The 21,080-nt window shown below is 38.1% G+C and carries 9 protein-coding genes; 2 read left to right on the top strand and 7 right to left on the bottom strand.

Annotated elements, in window-relative coordinates; genetic code table 11:
• Window positions 1-248: 248 nt before the first annotated feature.
• A complete protein-coding gene (locus tag O3670_RS08985; protein WP_371596043.1) occupies window positions 249-3,521 on the bottom strand; it encodes a KxYKxGKxW signal peptide domain-containing protein in 3,273 nt (1,090 codons plus the stop codon).
• A 329-nt stretch (window positions 3,522-3,850) separates the two neighbouring features.
• Here O3670_RS08985 and pdxS point away from each other — a divergent pair, with 329 nt between their 5' ends.
• Both pdxS and pdxT read left to right on the top strand, forming a co-directional pair.
• Window positions 3,851-4,723 carry a pyridoxal 5'-phosphate synthase lyase subunit PdxS gene (pdxS, locus tag O3670_RS08980; protein ID WP_021151642.1) on the top strand — a complete coding sequence of 291 codons (873 nt, stop codon included), beginning with the start codon at window positions 3,851-3,853 and terminating at the stop codon, window positions 4,721-4,723.
• Window positions 4,724-5,317 carry a pyridoxal 5'-phosphate synthase glutaminase subunit PdxT gene (gene pdxT, locus O3670_RS08975; RefSeq protein ID WP_048790900.1) on the top strand — a complete coding sequence of 198 codons (594 nt, stop codon included), beginning with the start codon at window positions 4,724-4,726 and terminating at the stop codon, window positions 5,315-5,317.
• 163 nt (window positions 5,318-5,480) lie between these two features.
• Here the strand turns inward: pdxT and O3670_RS08970 are convergent, their stop codons facing one another.
• The 6 genes from O3670_RS08970 to O3670_RS08945 all read right to left on the bottom strand — a co-directional run.
• On the bottom strand, window positions 5,481-6,680 hold the full coding sequence (locus O3670_RS08970) for a hypothetical protein (protein ID WP_048790901.1): 1,200 nt from the start codon (window positions 6,678-6,680) through the stop codon (window positions 5,481-5,483).
• A 365-nt stretch (window positions 6,681-7,045) separates the two neighbouring features.
• Window positions 7,046-9,493 carry a glucosyl transferase gene (locus O3670_RS08965; RefSeq protein ID WP_371596042.1) on the bottom strand — a complete coding sequence of 816 codons (2,448 nt, stop codon included), beginning with the start codon at window positions 9,491-9,493 and terminating at the stop codon, window positions 7,046-7,048.
• A 717-nt stretch (window positions 9,494-10,210) separates the two neighbouring features.
• Complete coding sequence (locus tag O3670_RS08960; protein WP_371596041.1) at window positions 10,211-12,739, bottom strand: N-acetylmuramoyl-L-alanine amidase family protein; 2,529 nt, start codon at window positions 12,737-12,739, stop codon at window positions 10,211-10,213.
• A 54-nt stretch (window positions 12,740-12,793) separates the two neighbouring features.
• Window positions 12,794-16,399, bottom strand: coding sequence for a KxYKxGKxW signal peptide domain-containing protein (locus tag O3670_RS08955; RefSeq protein ID WP_371596040.1), 3,606 nt, complete (start codon window positions 16,397-16,399; stop codon window positions 12,794-12,796).
• A 58-nt stretch (window positions 16,400-16,457) separates the two neighbouring features.
• Window positions 16,458-18,929 (bottom strand): KxYKxGKxW signal peptide domain-containing protein, encoded by a 2,472-nt coding sequence (locus O3670_RS08950; RefSeq protein ID WP_155209767.1) that lies wholly within the window; start codon window positions 18,927-18,929, stop codon window positions 16,458-16,460.
• 56 nt (window positions 18,930-18,985) lie between these two features.
• Window positions 18,986-21,080: glucosyl transferase (locus O3670_RS08945; protein ID WP_371596039.1), on the bottom strand; the 2,095-nt coding region annotated here is incomplete at its 5' end.

The following is a 21,080-nucleotide window of genomic DNA, read 5'->3' as shown; positions in this document are numbered from 1 at the left end:
AAAATTAATTTATGATTATATCTTACCCTTATTTTCTAACAAACTCAATAGAAAACGCATACATAATTATAGTTTCAATAAATAGTGCAATAGAGACGTTTGAGAGAAGTAGATGTTTACACAAAAAATCCAGGACTTGAGCCCTGGATTTTAGGAGATTATGAAAAAGAAAAGTTTTAGGATGGTTATAGTATATAAAGTAATTCCTAAAGTTTTCTTAAAGTGCGAGAAATATCTTGTTTTCCACTTTAATTAACTTTCTCAGTTGCCACACCATTTTCATCAATGACATAAGTTTTGCCATCTTTTTCAAGGGTTGCATTGGTTGTGATTGGAGATCCGTAAAGATATTTCCTTAATGAAGTTGATTTTTCAAAGTGATAGAGCTTACCGTCAATTTCCTTCCAAGTTGGTTGGTAAAACTCGATTACCCTAGGCTCAAGATAGTATAGATAGCCTTTATCAGTACGGTAGAATCCTATTCGAACGATTCCATTTTCGTCTGAAACGTAACCGGATTTAGTTTCATTACGTAATAATTCTGCGTAAGAACCGAAAAGATAGGTCTTGCCATTTATGGTTTCTGTTGTATTGATATAGCGATATTGGTTGCTTGGATCTAGGTAATAGGTCTTACCGTCAATTTCTCTCCACCCGGATAATAATTTTCCTTCTGAATCTGCAAGATATAAACTATTATATGATTTAGCGGAACCATTAACAAGAAGTTGGCCATCTTGATTGAAGTAATAATAATTGCCATCAATTAAAAGTAAATCATCTTTAGCTTGAATACCGTTTTCCTTAAAGTAAACACGGTGACCATCTAGTGTGTACCAGCCGAAAACTTGTGCTCCATCATTGCCAAAGTAGTGAATATATGAATTAAAGGAATGGAATGCATTACGGAGGAGTTCGCCACTGTTCTTATCGAAATGGTAGTATTTTCCATCTATAAGGATACGCTCACCTTTGATTTGTTTCCCAGTGCCATCAAAGTAGAGTTGAATACCATCAATAGTCTGCCATCCAGTAGCTACTTGCCCCTTATCCTTGAGGTAGGTCCAGTCACCATCCTTATCTTGAACAAAGGTATTTCGAAGTGACGATGTCACACGGCCTTGGTCATCAATTTCGTAGGTCATTCCATTGAGAGTTAGACTACGATTGGTCCACATAGCCCCACTATCCTTATCAAAGTAGTAAGTGTCACCATCAATGTCAATCAAAGTACCTTTAGCTTGTTTACCGTTAGCATCAAAGTAGAGTTGAACACCATCAATGGTTTGACGACCAGTTAGGACCTTGCCATCAGTATCGTAGTAGTACCAGTTCCAATTGTCATCACGAATAAATTGGTTTTTGGCCGTAAACTCAGTTGCAACTCCCTCATTATCAATCGTATAGGTCTTGTCATCGACTTTCAAAGTATCATTAGTGAGGATAATAGTGGTGTACATACCAGCATGGTGTTCAGGAAGATACCATTTTGTTAGACGATAACGCTTGCCATCGATTTCTTTCCACGTAGGCTTGTTAATACTTTCCACCTTTGGTTGGAAGTAGTGCAGTTGACCATCTAAGCCTCGTTGGACACCCTCTAGGAGGACACCGTTTTCATCAGTTCCATAGATTCCAGTGAAATTAATTCCACCCAAAATTTCGTTTTTAGAAAAGAAGGCTCCAAAATAGTTTTTTTGTATTTTACTATCTTTGACTAGATAAAGTTTGCCGTTATAACCTATGACACCATCGACAACATGACCATCTGAAGCAAAGACATACTCTGTTCCATCGATAATTTGTTTACCAGTTAGGACTTCGCCATCTGCATTAGTTCGGTAGGTATATTTAAACCTCACTTTAAACCCTGGCTTAACAACATCGCCATAAGCATCCTTGACTAATTGTCCCTTAGGATCAAATAGATAATTCTTACCATTGATTGAATAGATACCATTATGTGCATAGAGACCGGTCTCAGTGAAGTACAAGTGTTTTCCATCAATATCTTGCCAACCAGTCACAGCAGCGCCATCATCTCCGAGATAGTATGAACGGTAGTCCTTTGATGCAGGACTAATTCCACCAACATTGACTGAGGCCCATTGATTTTTAACCATACGTCCGTTGGTTTTATCAAAGTAATAGGTTTTACCATCAATTTGAACAATTTTATCTTTTGCTTGACGACCGTCTTTATCGAAGTAAAGTTGGTAACCATCAATGGTTTGAAGTCCTTTAACAGCGTGGCCCTTTTCATCACCATAATAAAAATTAACATTTTCAGGGAAGGTGAAATCTACCTTATCCCAAATAAAGGAGTTTCGAGCTAGTCGTCCTCCCTCACCAAAGACATAGGTTGTGTCTCCTACATTAACCGCTACATTCTTAAGCAATTCACCATTTTCATCAAAATAGTGAATGAAACCAGCTGCTGTTTTAACGAGACCTGTGGCACGTATGCCATCTCGGTTGAAGTAACTAGTATGGTAAATGTAGTTTGTTTTATACCGTGGGATAATCTGTTTTTCAGACCAATTGCGGTAAGAATTTTTGAGAAGGGCACCGGTGTTATGATCTAAGTAATATGTTTTTCCATCAACTGTGATTTCTTGACCTTTGAGTTGTTTCCCATCTTTGTCAAAATAGAGTTCAACACCGTCCACATATTGGAAACCAGTCAATTTTTCACCTTGTGAAGTGATATAAGACCATTCCCCTTTATCATTGGCTTCAAAATGTCCACCAGTAATGTTTGTAGGCAGTTTAGTTCTCTCTGTCACAACCCCATTCTCATCTATTTGATAATGTTTTCCATCTTTATCGAGGTAGCAATTGACTAAGAGCATACCAGTATGGTCATCTAAATAATAGTTCTTTCCATTTACCTCAACAAATTGGCCTTTGACCTGTTTTCCATCTTCTTGGAAATAGTATTCGCGATCTTCTACATTATTCCATCCAGTGAGTTTTTTTCCGTCCTTGGTGTAGTACCAATTGCCTTGATCGTCGGATGTGAATTTTCCTTGAGTGATAGAGATTTCTTGTCCTGATAATGGATGCTCACTAACCTCAGTAATCTCTGACTTATTTTCATTTGTATTTTGCTTGTCGGTGACAGGTTCCGCGCTCCTATCAGCAATAGTTGTTTCACTAGATTGAGCGGTTTCAACCTTTTTATCAGTCTCGTTAGCAGGCTGTGTAGCAGTTGCTTCTGCAGGCTGACTAGCCACATTAGTAGATGTAGTGTCAGTAGAGACTGCTTCACTAGAAGTATTCCCGACAACAGTACTCGTTGGAGCCACTTCGGTTCTTGTAATGAGGCTAGCACTTGTCTCAAGATTGCTGTCAGAGACGACATTTTCAGGACTGTTAACGGCAGTTGTTTCAGGCTTGACTTCATCAGCTCCGACCTGTCCTAGTCCAATTAGTGAAGCCCCAATAGCCAAACTTGAGGCAGCGATTGTGATCCAATGTTTCTTAACTTTATGAAGTTTGAAACGAACTTTGTTTTCCATAATTTTCCCCCTTATATGGTGACTTGGTAAATTCATGTTGTGACATTTAAAACAACATGAAAACCAAAATTAATTTACGGTTATATTTTAATCTTATTTTCTAATAAACTCAATAGAAAACGGATACAAAAACGCCATGATTTTATAAAAAGATTCTTATATTCGTGATAGTTGTAGCCTATAAAAGAGTTTTCCTAATTTATTTATTTTTTCGTCTATAGATATGCTTGAAAGGGTAATTGTCCCCATACAGTTTGAGAAAAAGACTCTTTTCTTCAAAAATCATCCTGTGTAAAATAGAGGGCATAAAAACATGAGAGGTGATTGCAATGACAAATCGTTACGACTTAAATAAAAATTTGGCACAGATGCTTAAGGGGGGCGTCATCATGGACGTTCAAAATCCTGAGCAGGCACGTATTGCTGAGGCGGCAGGAGCGGCTGCAGTCATGGCCTTGGAACGCATTCCGGCCGATATCCGTGCAGTGGGTGGTGTGTCACGTATGAGTGATCCTAAGATGATTAAGGAAATTCAGGACGCTGTTAGTATTCCAGTGATGGCTAAGGTGCGTATTGGTCATTTCGTGGAAGCACAGATTTTGCAGGCGATTGAGATTGATTATATCGACGAGAGTGAGGTTTTGACACCGGCCGATGACCTTATTCATGTGGACAAAACCAAATTTGATGTGCCTTTCGTCTGTGGAGCTAAGGACCTTGGTGAGGCTCTTCGCCGTATTTCAGAAGGGGCATCTATGATTCGTACCAAGGGTGAACCTGGTACTGGTGATATTGTTCAGGCTGTTCACCACTTGCGACTCATGAATCAAGAAATTCGCCGCATTCAAAATCTTAGAGATGATGAGCTTTATATTACCGCTAAAGACTTGCAGGTGCCAATTGATTTGGTTCGTTATGTCCATGAACATGGCAAGTTGCCTGTTGTCAATTTTGCGGCAGGTGGTGTAGCGACGCCAGCGGATGCTGCGCTTATGATGCAGTTGGGTGCTGAAGGTGTCTTTGTTGGTTCAGGGATTTTCAAATCAGGAGATCCGAAAAAACGTGCGGAAGCCATCGTCAAAGCAGTGACTAACTATAATCGTCCAGATATTTTGGCGCAAGTGTCAGAAGATTTGGGTGAAGCCATGGTTGGTATCAACAAGGATGAAATTGACATCCTAATGGCAGAGCGAGGAAAATAAATGACAAAAATCGGAATACTGGCTTTGCAAGGTGCTTTTGCAGAACATGAGCAGGTCTTGAAAGCACTTGGGGTTGAAACGGTTCAAATCAGAAATCGACAAGATTGGGAAGCCCACGCTGATTTGGACGGGCTCATTCTACCAGGGGGAGAGTCGACAGTCATGGGGAAACTCTTGCATGATTTAGACTTGTTTGACTTGATAAAGGCGAAAATTGATGCAGGACTACCTGTATTTGGAACTTGTGCGGGTCTGATTTTGTTGGCCAAAACCATAGTGGGGGACCAAACAAAACATTTGGCAAGTATGGACATCAATGTAGCCAGAAATGCCTATGGTCGCCAATTGGGCAGTTTTGTCACAGATGCTGAATTTAAGGGAATAGGGGAGATCCCAATGGTCTTTATTCGTGGGCCAATTATTGAAGCTGTTGGACCAGAAGTGGAGATTTTAGCTCAAGTCAATGGGGCTATCGTGGCAGCTAGAGAAAAGCAGATGTTAGTGACCTCTTTTCATCCAGAATTAACGGGTGATACAAGGGTGCATGCTTATTTCCTAGAGATGATCCATCAGGCAAAAGAATATAAGAAATAGCTCAAAATCTATGACATCGTTTATTTCTTGACCGCACAAAAAAATCCAGGACCTAGGCCCTGAATTTAGGAGATTAAGAAAAAAAAGTTTTAGGATGATTATAGTATATAAAGCAAATCCTAAAGTTTTCTTAAAGTAGTAGGTGAGTATTTTTAAGAATTAACTATTGACCGTCTGACCATCCTATGCCAGTGGAACTATCATTGGGTACAACGTAATCATTAAGATTCATACCTGTTTGACTGTTATAGCCATTTCTATCAAAGAAACTGTGGTACTCAGGACCATCTTCAGGATTTCCGGATTTTTTCTCAAAGATATTTTCTCCAGTAAGCTTGTTATAGCCATTTGCATCAATATTACTGAGGTATTCAGATTGTTTTTCGCTAGAAGCAGTATTTGTAGTATTTTCGGTGGTAGAACTAGAGACAGTACCTGAATTCTTTTGAGTAGATTGTGTTGTTACGTTAGTTTGAGTACTAGTTTCAGAGCTATTATTGGTTTCAGTTTTTTGACTAGTTTCGCTTGTATCTCCATCTTTAATCTCAATCAACTTTTGATAAATCTTTTGAGTTAGGTCATTTTGTTGTGTAGCAGTCAATCTTCCAGAAGTTCGGATGATAATCGTACCATAAACATAATGAGATCCAGGATTTAACATAGCTGGGAGTCCGTCGAAAGCACTCAAATACTCATTTCGTTTTTGTGCATCTTCAACTGTTTTGTAGACTTCGATATTGCCACCAGCATCAGTTCCTTTAGTTACAATATCCTTTCCTTCAATAGTGTCAGTAACTAAACTATCAGTAAAATACACGGATGCTGTGTAACTACCTTGTTTATTCAATCCCTTATTTGGATCATTATCTTCGGTTGCTGACTGAACTCCTGTAATGGTATCAATTTCTTTAAGTCTACTTTCGATAAAGCTACTAGAAGGGTTGGTTATTTGTTTTAGTTGTTTAACACTTGTTGAATACTTTTGATTTAGCTCATCGAGTTTCTTTATTTCAGTTGTATAATCTAACGGTTTTTTAAGTACTTCTACCTGTTTGTTAATGTCACTTGTTGACTTTTTGATCTTAGGAATTTTTCGTTTTGCTTTCTCAGCAGAAGTGATTTCATTTTTTAATTCAGAGGAAAGATTTTCATCTAAAGGTTTGTCTTTATTACTTAGGAGTTGATTTGCTGTCTTTATTTTATCTTCTAAGAGATTATTCTTATTTTTTACCTTTTGAGCAATATTATTGAAGGAGTCGACTGCCTTTTGATGGGGAGCAAAGGCTAGAAAATAATAAGCAGCAATAAGACAGAGAATTGGAATAAGTCCCCAGAGAGCATTTTTCTTGAGTTTATTTTTCAATTAATTACCTCCAAATATATGTTTTATAAATAAAAAAACAATTTTTTAATTATTCTAAATACTATACGATTTATTATACTTGAATTTTAGTATAATAGGAACCTTTTTTTGCTTTCCGAGTTAGTACTTTTTAAGTTAAACACAAAAAAATCCAGGACCTAGGCCCTGGATTTAGGAGATTATGAAAAAGAAAAGTTTTAGGATGGTTATAGTATATAAAGCAAATCCTAAAGTTTTCTTAAAGGGGAAGAAAAAGTTTACTTGTGATATAAAAAAGGAAGTTGACAGTTGGTCGACTTCCTTTTTAACGATTACTAAATCAAAGTAATTATGCGATATCAATAGTTGTTATTTGAATTATATTCCTATACTTCATCAGGTCCCATCAAATGTCCATTACCGTCAGCATCGAATTTGAAGGCACCAGTGTTTGTTCTAACAATGGTATTTTCAGCGCGTGCCCCATTCTTAGCATCGTAATAGTGGACAGTTCCGTCATCGTCAAATTTGAATTCACCTCTAAGTTGTCTACCGTTTTGGTCGAAGTAAACATGGATGCCGTTTAAGGTTTGAGGTCCTGTCAGTTTATCCCCTTTAGCATCAACATAGTAGTAGAAATCTTCACGATCTAAATCTTTACTTTCTCTTGGGTACTGTCCATCCTGATCTACGAGATCATTTCCAGGAATGGTAATAGTGAAGTGGAAGATGCGGTCACCATCGAGATTTCGGTAATTCCAATTGTAGACGTGGACAAAGCTATTAGTGACGAGAGCACCAGAGTCTTTATCATAATAGTGTCCATCAGGGGCGAAGCGTCCCTTGACTTGTGCGCCATTAGGAAGGAAGTAAAAGCGACTATTTCCAAAGGTTTGAGGTCCTGTTAATGGCTTACCATCAGCATCGACATAGTACCAGGCAGTAGTATAAACATTTTGATTGTTGATATCATCACGACCAATATAAGTCAAGATTTCTTTAAAAGCATTGGTTACGAGAGCACCAGAATCTTTGTCATAGTATTTACCATTTGGTGCAAAATGTCCCTTGACTTGTGTACCAGTGAAATCATCAAAGTAGACTTTAACACCATCGATAGTTTGTTCTCCCTTGAGTTTATCACCTTTATCATTGACGTAAACCCAGTTGCCATCTTCAGTTTCAAGATAGCGTTTTGTTACAAGTGCACCAGAGTTTTTATCGTAATAGCGACCATCCTCTGCAAAACGTCCTTTGACTTGTTTGCCATCCTTGTCAAAGTAGACTGGAATGTTGTCAACGAAGTTGAGACCGATGAGGTTTTTACCGTTTGCATCCTTGTAGTACCAGTTGCCTTGGTTATCACTATAATAGTGACCACCAAAAACACGTGGAGCCTTGTCTAGGGAGACAGTTGGTGTAGGAGTGACGGGGGTATCTATTTCTTCACCAGGTTTCATCAAATGTCCATTACCGTTTGCATCGAATTTGAAGGCACCAGTATTTGTTCTAACAATGGTATTTTCAGCGCGTGCACCGTTTTTCGCATCGTAGTAATGAACGGTACCATCTTCGTCAAATGCAAACTCACCTCTAAGTTGTCTACCATTTTGGTCGAAGTAGACATGGATGCCGTTTAGGGTTTGAGGTCCTGTCAGTTTATCCCCCTTGTCATCTACGTAATAGTAGAAATCTTCGCGATTCAAATCATTGCTAGAAAGTGGGTAATGACTCATATCCAAAAATTGGTTTTCACCGTTAGGTCCAACGACTGAATTATTAGGAATGGTGATGACAAAGTGATTCACACGATTTCCGTCTTGATTTTGATAATTCCAGTTGTAGACATGGACAAAGCTGTTAGTTACAAGCGCACCAGAGTCCTTATCATAGTAGTGTCCGTCAGGTGCAAAACGTCCTTTAACTTGTGCCCCATTAGGGAAGAAGTACATGTTTGTACCACCAAGATTTTGAGGACCTTTAAGTGGCCGTCCGTCGGCATCAAGGTAGTACCAATCAGTAGTATAAATGTTTTGACCGTTGATATCATCACGACCAATATAAGTTAAGAGTTCTTTAAAGGCCTTGGTTACAAGAGCACCAGAATCTTTGTCATAGTATCGGCCATCCTCTGCAAAATCACCTTTGATTTGAATACCGTCTTGGCTAAAGTAAACAGGAACATTATCCACATAGTTCAGCCCGACAAGATTTTTGCCATTTGCATCCTTGTAATACCAGTTACCATTATCATCACTATAATAATGTCCACCAGAAATATGAGGTGCATTTTCAAGTGTTACAGAAGGTGTGACTGGCTTTTCATTTTCATCGATTGGGGCAGGCTGTTCACTGTTTTTTGTAGGTGTTTTTGTTTCTTCGACATGAATAGGTTCATTGACTTTTTCCACCGAAGTTTTTGTAGTAGAGGCTTCTGAAGTTGCCGTTTTAATAGGTGTAGCTTTGTTTGTCTGATTATCTTGATTGCTATTTCCTTGTTCAGAAGTGACTTCTACTGGTGATTCGCTTGCTAATTCAGATGATGCGACTTCACTGCTAGGAGCTTCACTAAGAACCGTACTTGTACTAGTAGGTAGCTCAGTATTAGTTGAAATAGGATTTGTAGTAGGTGCTTTGACCTCAACATTAGTTACTACAGTTTCTTGTGCAGGTGCAAGAATCTCAGTTGGTTGGCCTGTAGCTTCAGGTATTTTTACTTCATCCGCAAATGTAGGGCGTGCGACTAAAGTAAAAGTAGCTAGAGCAGTTACGCAAGAAAGTGCTACGACGTGTTTTTTGGACATTTGCCAATGATAATTCATTTCAGTATTCATAATAGACTCCCTTCAAAAATGAACACCGATGTTTAGGTGTGTAACATAAAGGAGCAGGGCCGTCAGAAGAATGTTAAAAGTGAGAAGATCTGTTAAAACGACTGAGCCCCATATCTAAATCTCTCAGGGCATGGCCATAAGACGATTTTATAGGCGAGCACGTCAAATGTGTGGCAAGGAGAATATGCTTATGCTGTGTAGTTTATATCTAGAAACAAGTGATTTTATGTTTTTATCCTAATACTTTTATTTCTCTCCTTTCGTTTTATTATTGAATCCAGCCTATGGCATATGTCTTTAAATACAAAAAACTAGAACTTTTAGTTTGAAGCATTCTCTCTAAAGCTCTAGTTTTGTATTATAGACAGATGTGTGTATGAAAAGAGCCTTAGATTATCATGCCAAAGTGCCTAAGGACCAGTTTTCATGCATAAAAAATTATTTTGACGTTAGAAGTCTAAAGCCAAGTTCCTAATCCTAATCCCCTGTAGTACACTTTCAACGTTTTTAGTAAAACGCTTACATGTCCACCTATCTTTATTATAATACTTTTTTTATGACAAACAAGTTTTTTTACAAGATAATCGTAAATGTTAAAAAATGTCATAATTGGGTTCTGTTTGAATGACAGTGATTGATTATATGAAAAAGGAAGTTGACAGTTGGTCGACTTCCTTTTGTGTGAAATAATTGCAATCCATAGTCACTTGTAAATGACTATCGAAGGATATGTCCAACCCCGTCATTATCGAAGTAATAAGTAACGTGATTGATTGTCAAGGTTACATTATCAGCACGATTACCAGAGCCAGGAAGATAATAGTAAGTCTTACCACCTAAAATGATGAGTTTATCTTTAGCTTGTATACCCTTATATTGTCCGTAATCATCATCGTAGAAGTAGACATGCTTGCCATCGATAACTCTTCTACCAGTCAGAATATTTCCCTTACTATTTGCATAATACCAGTTATTCTTATGTTCGAAGTATTTTCCGGTTACAAGGGCACCAGTCTCTTTGTCATAATAATGATCACCACGGTATGGATAATTAAACTCACCTTTCACTTTTTCGCCGTATCTAAAGTAGTACTGAATTCCGTCCAAATACTTAGCACCGTGAAACTTATTTCCTTCTTTATCAACATAAAACTCTTTGCCACCATCCTCAACCAATCTATCTGTTACTAAAGCACCGTTATCTTTATCGTAATAGTGATTATCAGGAGCAAAATGACCTTTGTATTGAACACCATTGGTGCCGAAATAAACTTTGACGTTATCAATGGTATGAGCACCAAGGAGGAGGTAACCCTTGTCATTGACATAGTACCAATTACCTTCGGAATCACTGATATAGCGGTTTCGTTCAGTTGATTGACTTTTAATGGTGATGACACCAGATTGGTCTGCCACATAGGTCTTACCATCGAAATCAAAAGTTGTATCTTTGACTTTTCGACCGTTATCTTTATCAAAATAGTAAACCTTGCCCTCGATATCAACGAACTCTCCCTTAGCTTGGCGATGAGTTCCTAAATGGAAATACATGTCATAGCCATCAACAGTTTCAGAACCAATGGCAGGAAATCCATGTTCATTATAGTAACGCCAGTACCCATCTTTACCTTGGACAAAATAAGCGCTCTTAGGTCGAAGGTCCTTAAAATCATCAGAGATGTATTTACCAACCCCATCATTGTCAAATTCATAGATATTTGGAAATTCTCTCATAATATAGTGAGTCGGAATATTCAATCGTATATTTCTAGCGATGGTACCATCACTGTAGAAGTAATAGTTATTGAAAAATCTGTGCACGACCATATTTCCATCATCTTGGAAAAAGTACTTATTACCATTGATGGTTTGCCATCCTGTGACTGGTAGGCCATCGGCACCAAAATAATACCGTTCGAGTTCAGGATGTTCGTTGTTGTCATAATTGGCATAAGGAGCAGAGTCAAATCTTATTTCTTTAGCATAGTTTTCTTCAGGAATGAATCGTCCAGCTTTGAAGGTGACGAGGCGGTTCGTCACAAGGGCGCCGTTATCTGGGTCGTAAAAATAGGATTTACCATTGACCTTACGGCGTTCACCCTTGACCTGTCTACCATCTGAGTCAAAGTAATAGGTTAAGCCGTCAATAGTTTGTGGTCCAGTAACTAGCTTTCCATCTGTATTCATATAATACCAATGCCCAGCATTATCTTGTAGAAAAGCTGGATGGTTATTAGCTAATGTTACGATGCCACTAGCATCAATATTTAGTTGGAAGTCACCATTCTTGAGATGAGTGTCTTTAATTAATTGCCCCGGATTTTCTTTGCCAGCATCTCCAAAAAGATAGAGTTTGTCACCAACCACGTTCAATCCGTAGCTAAGTTGGTCGTTTCTATCAGGATTAAAGTAATAGGTTTGTCCTTTGATATCTTGTAAGCCAGAAACTCGCACACCATCGCTACCTAGATAGTAAGTTTGACCATTTTCTTCAACAAATTCATCATGGAGCATACGTGCACTATCTGTAAAGTAATAGAGTTTTCCATCAATGGTTTCGAAACCAGGATGTTCTCGCTCTTTTTTGAAATAATAGCGTTCTCCATTAATATCTTGCCATCCCATAAGCTTATTACCGTTATTATCGTAGTAATAAGTAACGTAATAAGGATGTCTTAAGGTAATAAGACTACCTACATAGTTAACTGTTTCGATGCGTTCTTCTTGTTCGGTGACAAATCCATTTCTTTTTTCAGTAAAGGCAGAACGGTCAGTTCCTCTCGTGGTATTTTCGTTTGGGATATCACCAACAGATGACACATTCTCAGCTGTAACACTCTCACTAGTCGTTGCAATTACCTCAGAATGTGCAGTTTCAGAATGCGCTACTTCCGAACTAGCTGTACTTGTCACTTCAGAGCTTGGTTTTTCAGAGACTGTTTCTGTTGAAGGAACTTCTAAGGTAGCTACTGGTGCTTCTGATACTGTAGCAGTCTCGCTAGAAGGGGTAGCAGGTGTATTTTCTGTAGGTTTAGCTGTGGCTTCACTAGTCGCTGGAGCCTCAACGTCAATAGCGCCTTCTTTGATGATGGTTTCAACAGTCGCTTCATTAACAGGGGTAGACTGTTCTTCAGCTGAAGCATAGTTAAGGCCAGCAAAACTCAATCCCAAAGCCAGTCCTGTCACTGCAATAGTTACCCAATGTTTTTTAACTTTGTGAAGTTTAAAATGTACTTTCTTTTCCATGATAATTCTCCTTTCATTGAAAGACAAATTGGAATTATATGTGTGAAATAAATATTATTCGTAAATATATTTAATAACCCTTCCATCACCGTTTTCATCGAAATGAACAAGCTCAGCTTTCACCTTGTAACGAATTGAGTGGTTAAAAGTAATGTCAACATTTTTAGCACGTTTTCCAGTTTTTGGGTAATAATAATGGTAGTAGTAGTCATTTCCCGCCCAAATTGTTCGCAATTCGTCGTAGCCTAGTCTACCATCATCGTGGAAATAGTAGTAATCATCTCCAATCTTTTGTTCTCCCTTGTAACATTTACCATCACTACCAACATAGTAACGATTACCGTCAACGTCAACGAATTTGTCACGTCCTAAGTCAACAAGTTCACCAGTATTCTTGTCATAGTAATAACCATCATCAGCAACAATACCTTTAGCTTGTTTACCATCTTTATCAAAGTAAACCTTCACATTATCGATAGTTTTGTGTCCAGTTACCTTTTGACTATTTTCATCGACGTAGTACCAACTATTAGAATATTTTTTACCAAAATATCTAGTAATTGCACCAGTTGAGGTGTCTGCTAGACTAGGGTATCTATCGAATTGAAATACTTGAACATAATTATGGTCGATAGGCTCATTACCTAGGTCGGTGATAAAATGCCAAGGTTTTATTTGAACATAACGTTTTGTGACTAAAGCTCCGGTGTCCTTATCGTGATATCTACCATCTGGTGCGAAATCCCCTTTTAACTGTGGTCCATCAGGGTAGAAGTAGTAGTCCTCACCGTTAATAGTCTGATAACCTGACACCTTGTAGCCACTATTATCTAGGTAGTAGCGGAATGTAGTTGAGATACCATTAGCACGCCATTCACGAGCGATTCTTACAGTACGTTCTCTGAAAGTATTTCTTGCTAAGTTACCTGTATGTTTATCGTAATATTTACCGTTTTTTGCGAAACCTCCTTTTACTTGCTCTCCATTTTCATCGAAGAATACTGTTTCACCATTAATAGTATGCTCCCCTTTTAAAGCGATTCCTTCGGAACCAAAATAGTAAAATGGTTTTATATCATCACTAAATCCATTGTGGTCAGAAGGGACGTATAAGTTCCTAGCTAGATGACCATTATCATTCATATAATGGATATTGTGGTAGTCATCATAGAACAGTCCATTTTTTTTGATATCATCTTTCTTTTCAGTAATGACACCTTCTTGATCTGAAATATAAAGTTTATCGTTCACTTCAAAAAGTGTTCCAATGACACGCTCACCATTAATTTTATCGTAGTAGTATTTGTTCCCTCCTTGTTTAATAAACTCACCTTTAGATTGCTTTCCGTTATGGTCAAGATAATACCATTTACCATTTATCATAACTGATCGGTTGACACCTAAATTAACACGAGCACCGGTATCTTTATCATAATAGTAACCATCGGCTGCGAACTGGTCTTTGATTTGTTCACCATAGGCATTAAAATAAACAGTAACACCATTTATTGTTTGGGGACCGTGAAGGAATTTTCCGTCATATCCTGCATAATAGGTGACTTTTCTAATTTTAGGGTTAAGATAGTCATTCTCTAGGTGATAGATAGTAACGTATTGATTTTTAACCATCATTCCTTGGTAGTCATAATAATAGCTGTTTTCAAAGTCATCGGTAAGAATTTGGTTGCGATAGTTTAAAGCATATGGTACTTCAGAGAGTTTACCTTCATTATCAGCTTTATAGGTCTTACCATCGATTTGAATAAGAGAGTTGATAACCATTTGTCCATTATGCAAATCATAGTAATGTTTTGGTAGACCTGAATTTGAGTAGCTAGCCTCACCTTTTAGTTGACGACCATCACTGTCAAAACAAACATGATAACTATCAACAATTTGGTTTCCAATGAGTTTTTGACCATTTTCATCGACATAGTACCAGTTCCCATTGTCTTCTACATAAGCATTGGTAACAAGTTCACCACTATCCTTGTCATAGAAGTGTCCATTCGGAGCGAAGTGTCCTTTAACTTGGACTCCACTGTCCTTAAAGTAAACTTTGACGTTATCAATGTTTTGTTCGCCAATGAGTTTATTGCCATCGGAGTTGTAGTAATACCAGTTGCCTTTATCATCGCTGACATATTGGTTATGGAATCTAGAATCACCTTGGATAGTGATGTTCCCTTCTTTATCTGCGATATAATGGATACCGTTTAACTCAAAAGATGTATCCTTGACTTTACGACCATTGTCTTTGTCAAAGTAGTAAATTTTATTATCAATATTAATGAATTCGCCTTTAGCTTGATGTCCTTCTGGACGAGATGATTCATGGAAGTAGAGTTCAAAGCCATCAATAGTTTTAGGTCCAGTGATAGGAAATCCGTCTTTGTTGAAGTAATACCAACGACCTTCGTAGTCCATCATAAATTGATTTTTTGGATAGTCTCTATTATTTTCTGAAGGAAGAGTATAGTAAGTTGGGAACGGATAAGTCACAATGTTTAGTTGTTTATTGAGATAATGTGCCACCCCATCGTTGTCTGAATAAAATACATATGGCATAGACTTCCATAGACCCTTTTCGATGATAGGATATTGTTTATTTTTGACTAAGGCCCCTTTGTCGTCAAAGTAGTAGCGTTTGTGATCTAATTCCATTAGTCTATGAACAGCAACTTGACCATTGTCATAGATGTAATAGTCGTTACCTAAAATTGTCTGACGACCTTTCTCAAGTGTGTTACCATTTTTATCAAAATAGTAACGTTCTAATCCAGGCATTACATAATAGTTTGGTTCGATATAAGCAGGTTCATTGAAGTAAACAACTTTACTATAGTTTTCTTCTGGAATATAGTGGTTGTCTTTGAATGTAATAAAACGGTCTGTTACTAGCTTGCCATCGTTTTCATCGTAAAAGTGCAGTTTGTCGTCAACTTTCCTAAGCTGCCCTTTTACCATAGTGCCGTCATCGTTAAAGTAATAATGGAAACCGTTGATGTCTCTTGGTCCAGTAACCAGCTGCCCTTTTGCATCTACATAATAGGTAACACCATTTGCATCTGAAACGAAACTTTCTCTTTTATCTGTCTTTTTTGTGATACCTTCCGCTTCAACAGTGATGGTGAAATCACCATCTTTTTGTGAGGTATCTAAAGTTGTTTTATCAGGAGAAGTGCTTATGATGAGGTTTTCGTTGTTTGTAGGTGTATTTGTTGCACTTACCTCAGAATGAATAATTTCAGAATTAGCTGCTTCCGAACTAGCTGCGCTTGTCACTTCAGAGCTTGGTTTTTCAGAAACTGTTTCTGTTGAGGCTACTTCAGAGCTTGGTTTTTCAGAAACTGTTTCTGTTGAGGCTACTTCTGAGGCAGCTACTGGTGCTTCTGATACTGTAGCAGTTTCGCTTGAAGCGGTAGCAGGTGTGTTTTCTGCAAGTTTAGTTGTGGCTTCACTAGTTGCAGGAGCTTCAACGTCAACAGCACCTTCTTTGATGATGGCTTCAACAGTTGCTTCATTAACAGGGGTAGGCTGTTCTTCAGCTGAAGCGTAGCTAAGGCCTGCAAAGCTCAATCCCAAAGCAAGTCCTGTCACTGCAATAGTTACCCAATGTTTTTTAACTTTGTGAAGTTTAAAATGTACTTTCTTTTCCATGATAATTCTCCTTTCATTTTAAATCTGTCATTATTGAGAAGGAGTCTCTATAACTTCATTAACTAATGAGTGTTCCGTTTCCGTCCGCATCAAAATGATAGGTTTCCCCTTTTATAGTAATGTCAATATTTGACAAACGGGCACCTGAGTTGGCATCGTAGTAGTGGATTTTACCATCAACGGTGACTAGTTCACCTTTGGCTTGTTTACCGTTACTGTGGAAGTAGACTGGGACATTGTCAATGGTTTGTTCACCGGTCAAGGCGTACCAGTTTGGACCAAAGTAATACCAACTACCTTCCCATTCATGGTACTGATTTTTAAGAGCAGCGCCTGTTGCTTCATCCAGATAGTAGATGTGGCTGCTGTTAGGGATAGTATCACTGTAATACGCATAGATGAGCTCACCTCTACTTTGCATTCCGTAGTAGTATTTACGAGTAGGAAGTCCAAAGTAGTAGAGTTCGCCATCGATAACTTGAACGGAGACTAATTTGTTTCCCTTACCGTCTAAATAATACCAGTGATTATCTTTGGTTTTAACGAAACCAGCTTTTGTAACCTTTTTACCATCAAATCCGATATAGTCTCCACTATCTGCGTAGTATGTGAATTCTCCGAAGCCTTGATGACCATCTCCAACGATAAGATTCACTTCTTCACCATGAACAATATGTGTTCCTGAGTAAACTTTTCTACCATCTTGACCAACATAATAGCGTTTGCCATCGACTTCGACGATTTGGTCTCGGACAGCAGCACCTGTGTCTTTGTCATAAAAATGATCAGCATTGGCAAAAATACCTTTGGCTTGGACACCGTCTTTATCAAAATAGACTTCTACACCATCTATAGTTTGAGCACCAATTAATTTATCGCCCTTATCATTGACATAGTACCACTTGCCATCTTTTTCGACATAACGGTTGGTAACGAGGGCTCCACTATCTTTATCATAATAATGGCCGTTTGGCGCAAAGTCACCTTTAACTTGAGAATAGTCATCACGGAAGTAGACATTGACATAATCTATCACTTGTTCGCCCTTTAAAGGATAACTAGATTTATCAACATAGTACCATTTACCTCCAGCAGTAACATAACTATTTTTGGCTGTAACTGGAGTCAATTTACCATTTTCATCTGCAATTGATGTTGGGTATCTATCATCTACAGCAATAAAAGTGAAAGCATTGGTGAGGATAGCACCTCTTACGCCGTTAATGTATTTAGAAAACTGAGCATAGTACCAGTTTCCATCAACTTGGAACAGTGGGTTTGGGCTGCCAGGGACATCATCTCTTAGTGAACCAGATTCATCAAAATAGTAGAGTTGTCCATTAATTCGCTTGAATCCATGGACAACATGTCCATTTTCATCAGCATAAACAGAAGGTGTCCAGAGGTATCCTCTCAGGTACATGTATCTGATTTTACCCCAGCCATTATAGACTTTTTGTCCCTGTTCATTGTAATAACTTTCAGTACCATCAGGATTCTTGAATTTAGAATAATAGACCATGTCTGGTTGGAAGTAGTACTCTTTACCGTCGATGGTTTTAGGGCCAGTGTAAATATTACCGTCATTGTCATAGTAGTAATAAATGTCGTCGCTGGTTCCGTTAATGTAGCGAGTACTATGGTAGAGGGCAATCTTATTATTCCAAAGTTCGCCATTTTCAGGATGGAAATAATATCCTTTTCCATCAACAACCACTCTTTGCCCTTTTGTTTGAAGCCCCTTGTCATTAAAGTGGTAAGTTTTGTCTCCAATTTCTTGAAGGCCAGTCACTTTTTCACCTGTCTTATCTACATAATACCAGTGGTTATCGCCAGTAGTAACAAAAGATTCAGTTGTTAGATGTCCAAGTTCACCATCATAATAATGTCCATCTTGGGCAAAGTTTCCTTTGACCTGTTTACCATCCTTGTCAAAATAGACATGCTGTCCATCAATTAGGTTTGGACCTGTCAGATCCTTGTCATCTTTTTTGTAATGCCAATTGCCTTGTTCATCACTATACCATTGACCACCCGTGATATTCTTTTCAGCAGAGGGAACTTGAGAATTAGGGGTATCAGTATCACTAGTTGTTGGTGACGAATTCTCAGCTGTAACACTTTCACTAGTCGTTGCACTTACCTCAGAATGTGTAGTTTCAGAATTAGATGCTTCCGAACTAGCTGTACTTGTGACTTCAGAGCTTGGTTTTTCAGAAATAGTTTCTGTTGAAGCCCCTTCAGAGGTGACCACTGGTGTTTCTGACACTGTGGCAGCTTCGCTTGAAGCGGTAGCTGCTGTATTTTCTGTAGGTTTAGCTGTGGCTTCATTACTTGCTGGAGCATCGACGTTAATAGCACCTTCTTTGATGATGGTTTCAACAGTTGCTTCATTAACGGGGGTAGGTTGTTCTTCAGCTGAAGCATAGCTGAGTCCTGCAAAACTCAAACCCAAAGCAAGTCCTGTCACTGCAATAGTTACCCAATGTTTTTTAACTTTGTGAAGTTTAAAATGTACTTTCTTTTCCATGATAATTCTCCTTTCATTTTAAACTGTCATTTTAAGAAGGAGTATTTATAACTTCATTAACTAATTGGTGTTCCGTTTCCATCCGCATCAAAGTGATAGGTTTGCCCTTTAATAGTAATGTCAATATTTGACAAACGGGCACCTGAGTTGGCATCGTAGTAGTGGATTTTACCATCAACGGTGACTAGTTCACCTTTGGCTTGTTTACCGTTACTGTGGAAGTAGACTGGGACATTGTCAATGGTTTGTTCACCGGTAACTTTATCACCATTGACATCAACGTAGTAGAAATAGTCCTCACAATCGAAGTCTTTGCTTGAAAGTGGGTAGTGACTAATGTCTACTGGTATTGTGTTATCATTGAGACCAAAAATAAAATTATGTGGGTACTTGATAAAAAAGTTATCGACAGGATTACCGTATTTATCTTGAAATTTCCAGTTATAGATATGGACGTAACGGTTTGTTACAAGTGCACCAGTATCCTTATCATAGTAGTGTCCATCAGGAGCAAAACGTCCCTTAACCTGTGCTCCATTAGGGAAGAAGTACATTTTGACATAATCAAGTGTTTGAGGTCCTTTTAGTGGTCGGCCTTCCCTATCAAGGTAATACCAGTCCTTTGCATATAAAATTTCGCCATTTATGGTACTACCAACGGAAGTCAATACTTCTTTAAAAGTATTGGTCACTAGTTCACCAGAATCTTTGTCATAGAATTTACCGTTTTGAGCAACCCTTCCTTTGGTCTGAAAACCCCAAGGATTATCAAAGTATAGTTTTTGACCATTAATTTCAACTTCTCCTGTTGCAGCTGTACCATCTTTTGTAAAATAATACCAAGTTCCAGTTCCATTACGTTCGAAAAAGCGATTTTTCAAGATTTTACCACTATGATCAACATAATAGACCTTATTATTTTCATAGATAAAACGATCTCGTAACATTTCTCCAATGTCATAGTGTTTATACGTATTTTCTGGACGGAAGTAATAGAAATCGCCATTAATTTCCTGAAGCCCAAGAACTATTTGTCCTTTATCATCAAGGTAGTAGGTTGAATCATTTTCATTAACAAAGCCTGCATGGGTTACTTTGCAACCATTGTCTTTATCATAGTAGTACTTAGGCATGTAATAATATTTGGAGATAAACTTCGGATCTCTTACAAATCCTCCTTTAATCTGTTTACCATCATGGGGATCGAACATAACATCTTGTCCATCAATAATGTAGGCCCCTTTTAGTGGGCTACCGTATTTATTAACATAGTACCAATTACCATTAACTTCAACGTAACGATTGGTTACGAGATTTCCTGTATTGATATCGTAGTAACCTTTAAGGTCATTATATATATCTAAATAGGCCCCTTTGACTTGTTGTCCATTATCCCGGAAGAATACTCTTTGTCCCTTAATGATTTGGGAACCGATAAGGTTTTCTCCGCTTGCATTCTTATAATACCAGTTACCCTGTTCATCGCTATAGTAGCCGTTAGGGTTTGGAGCATCTTTACCAATTCCATTTTCATCAAAGTTATAAGTCATCCCATTGATCGTTAGGCTTGTATTTACAACACGAGCTCCAGAATCAGGATCATAGTAACGGAGGACCCCATTATCAAGAACAAGTTCTCCTTTAGCTTGACGGCCGTTTGAGTAGAGATAGACGATTTGTCCATTAATAAGGGTTTCCCCATCTTTAGGACGAATAGCATTTCCATCATCACCGTAGTAGTACCATTTATCATGTTCTTTAATTGTTTGTTTTTTGACTAACTGACCGGTTTCTGAGTCAAAATAGTAACGACGGGTAATGTTTGTGGGCGTTCCATATTTATTAGAAGTTGGAAGAGTCTTTCCATCTTCTAGCTCTATGCTGATTCCTTTTTGCATGACACCAGAGTTGATTTCGAAATAATAAAGATTACCATCAATCATACGAGTTCCTGTATATTTAGAACCGTCATTATTGATAAAAAAGGTTCTTCCTTCTTTATCTTGAACGAGACCTTCTTTTCTAACTCTAGCTCCGGTGTTAGGGTCATAATAGTGCATCTTATCAAGATTACCAGAATACTTTTCACTAAAGTCTCCTTTGACTTGAGTTCCGTCATAATCAAAATAAACTTCTTGCCTATCAATGGTT

The sequence above is a fragment of the Streptococcus sp. 27098_8_74 genome (genome assembly GCF_041431705.1).
Lineage (GTDB): Bacteria > Bacillota > Bacilli > Lactobacillales > Streptococcaceae > Streptococcus > Streptococcus salivarius_E.
This window is presented reverse-complemented; position numbering and strand designations above follow the sequence as displayed.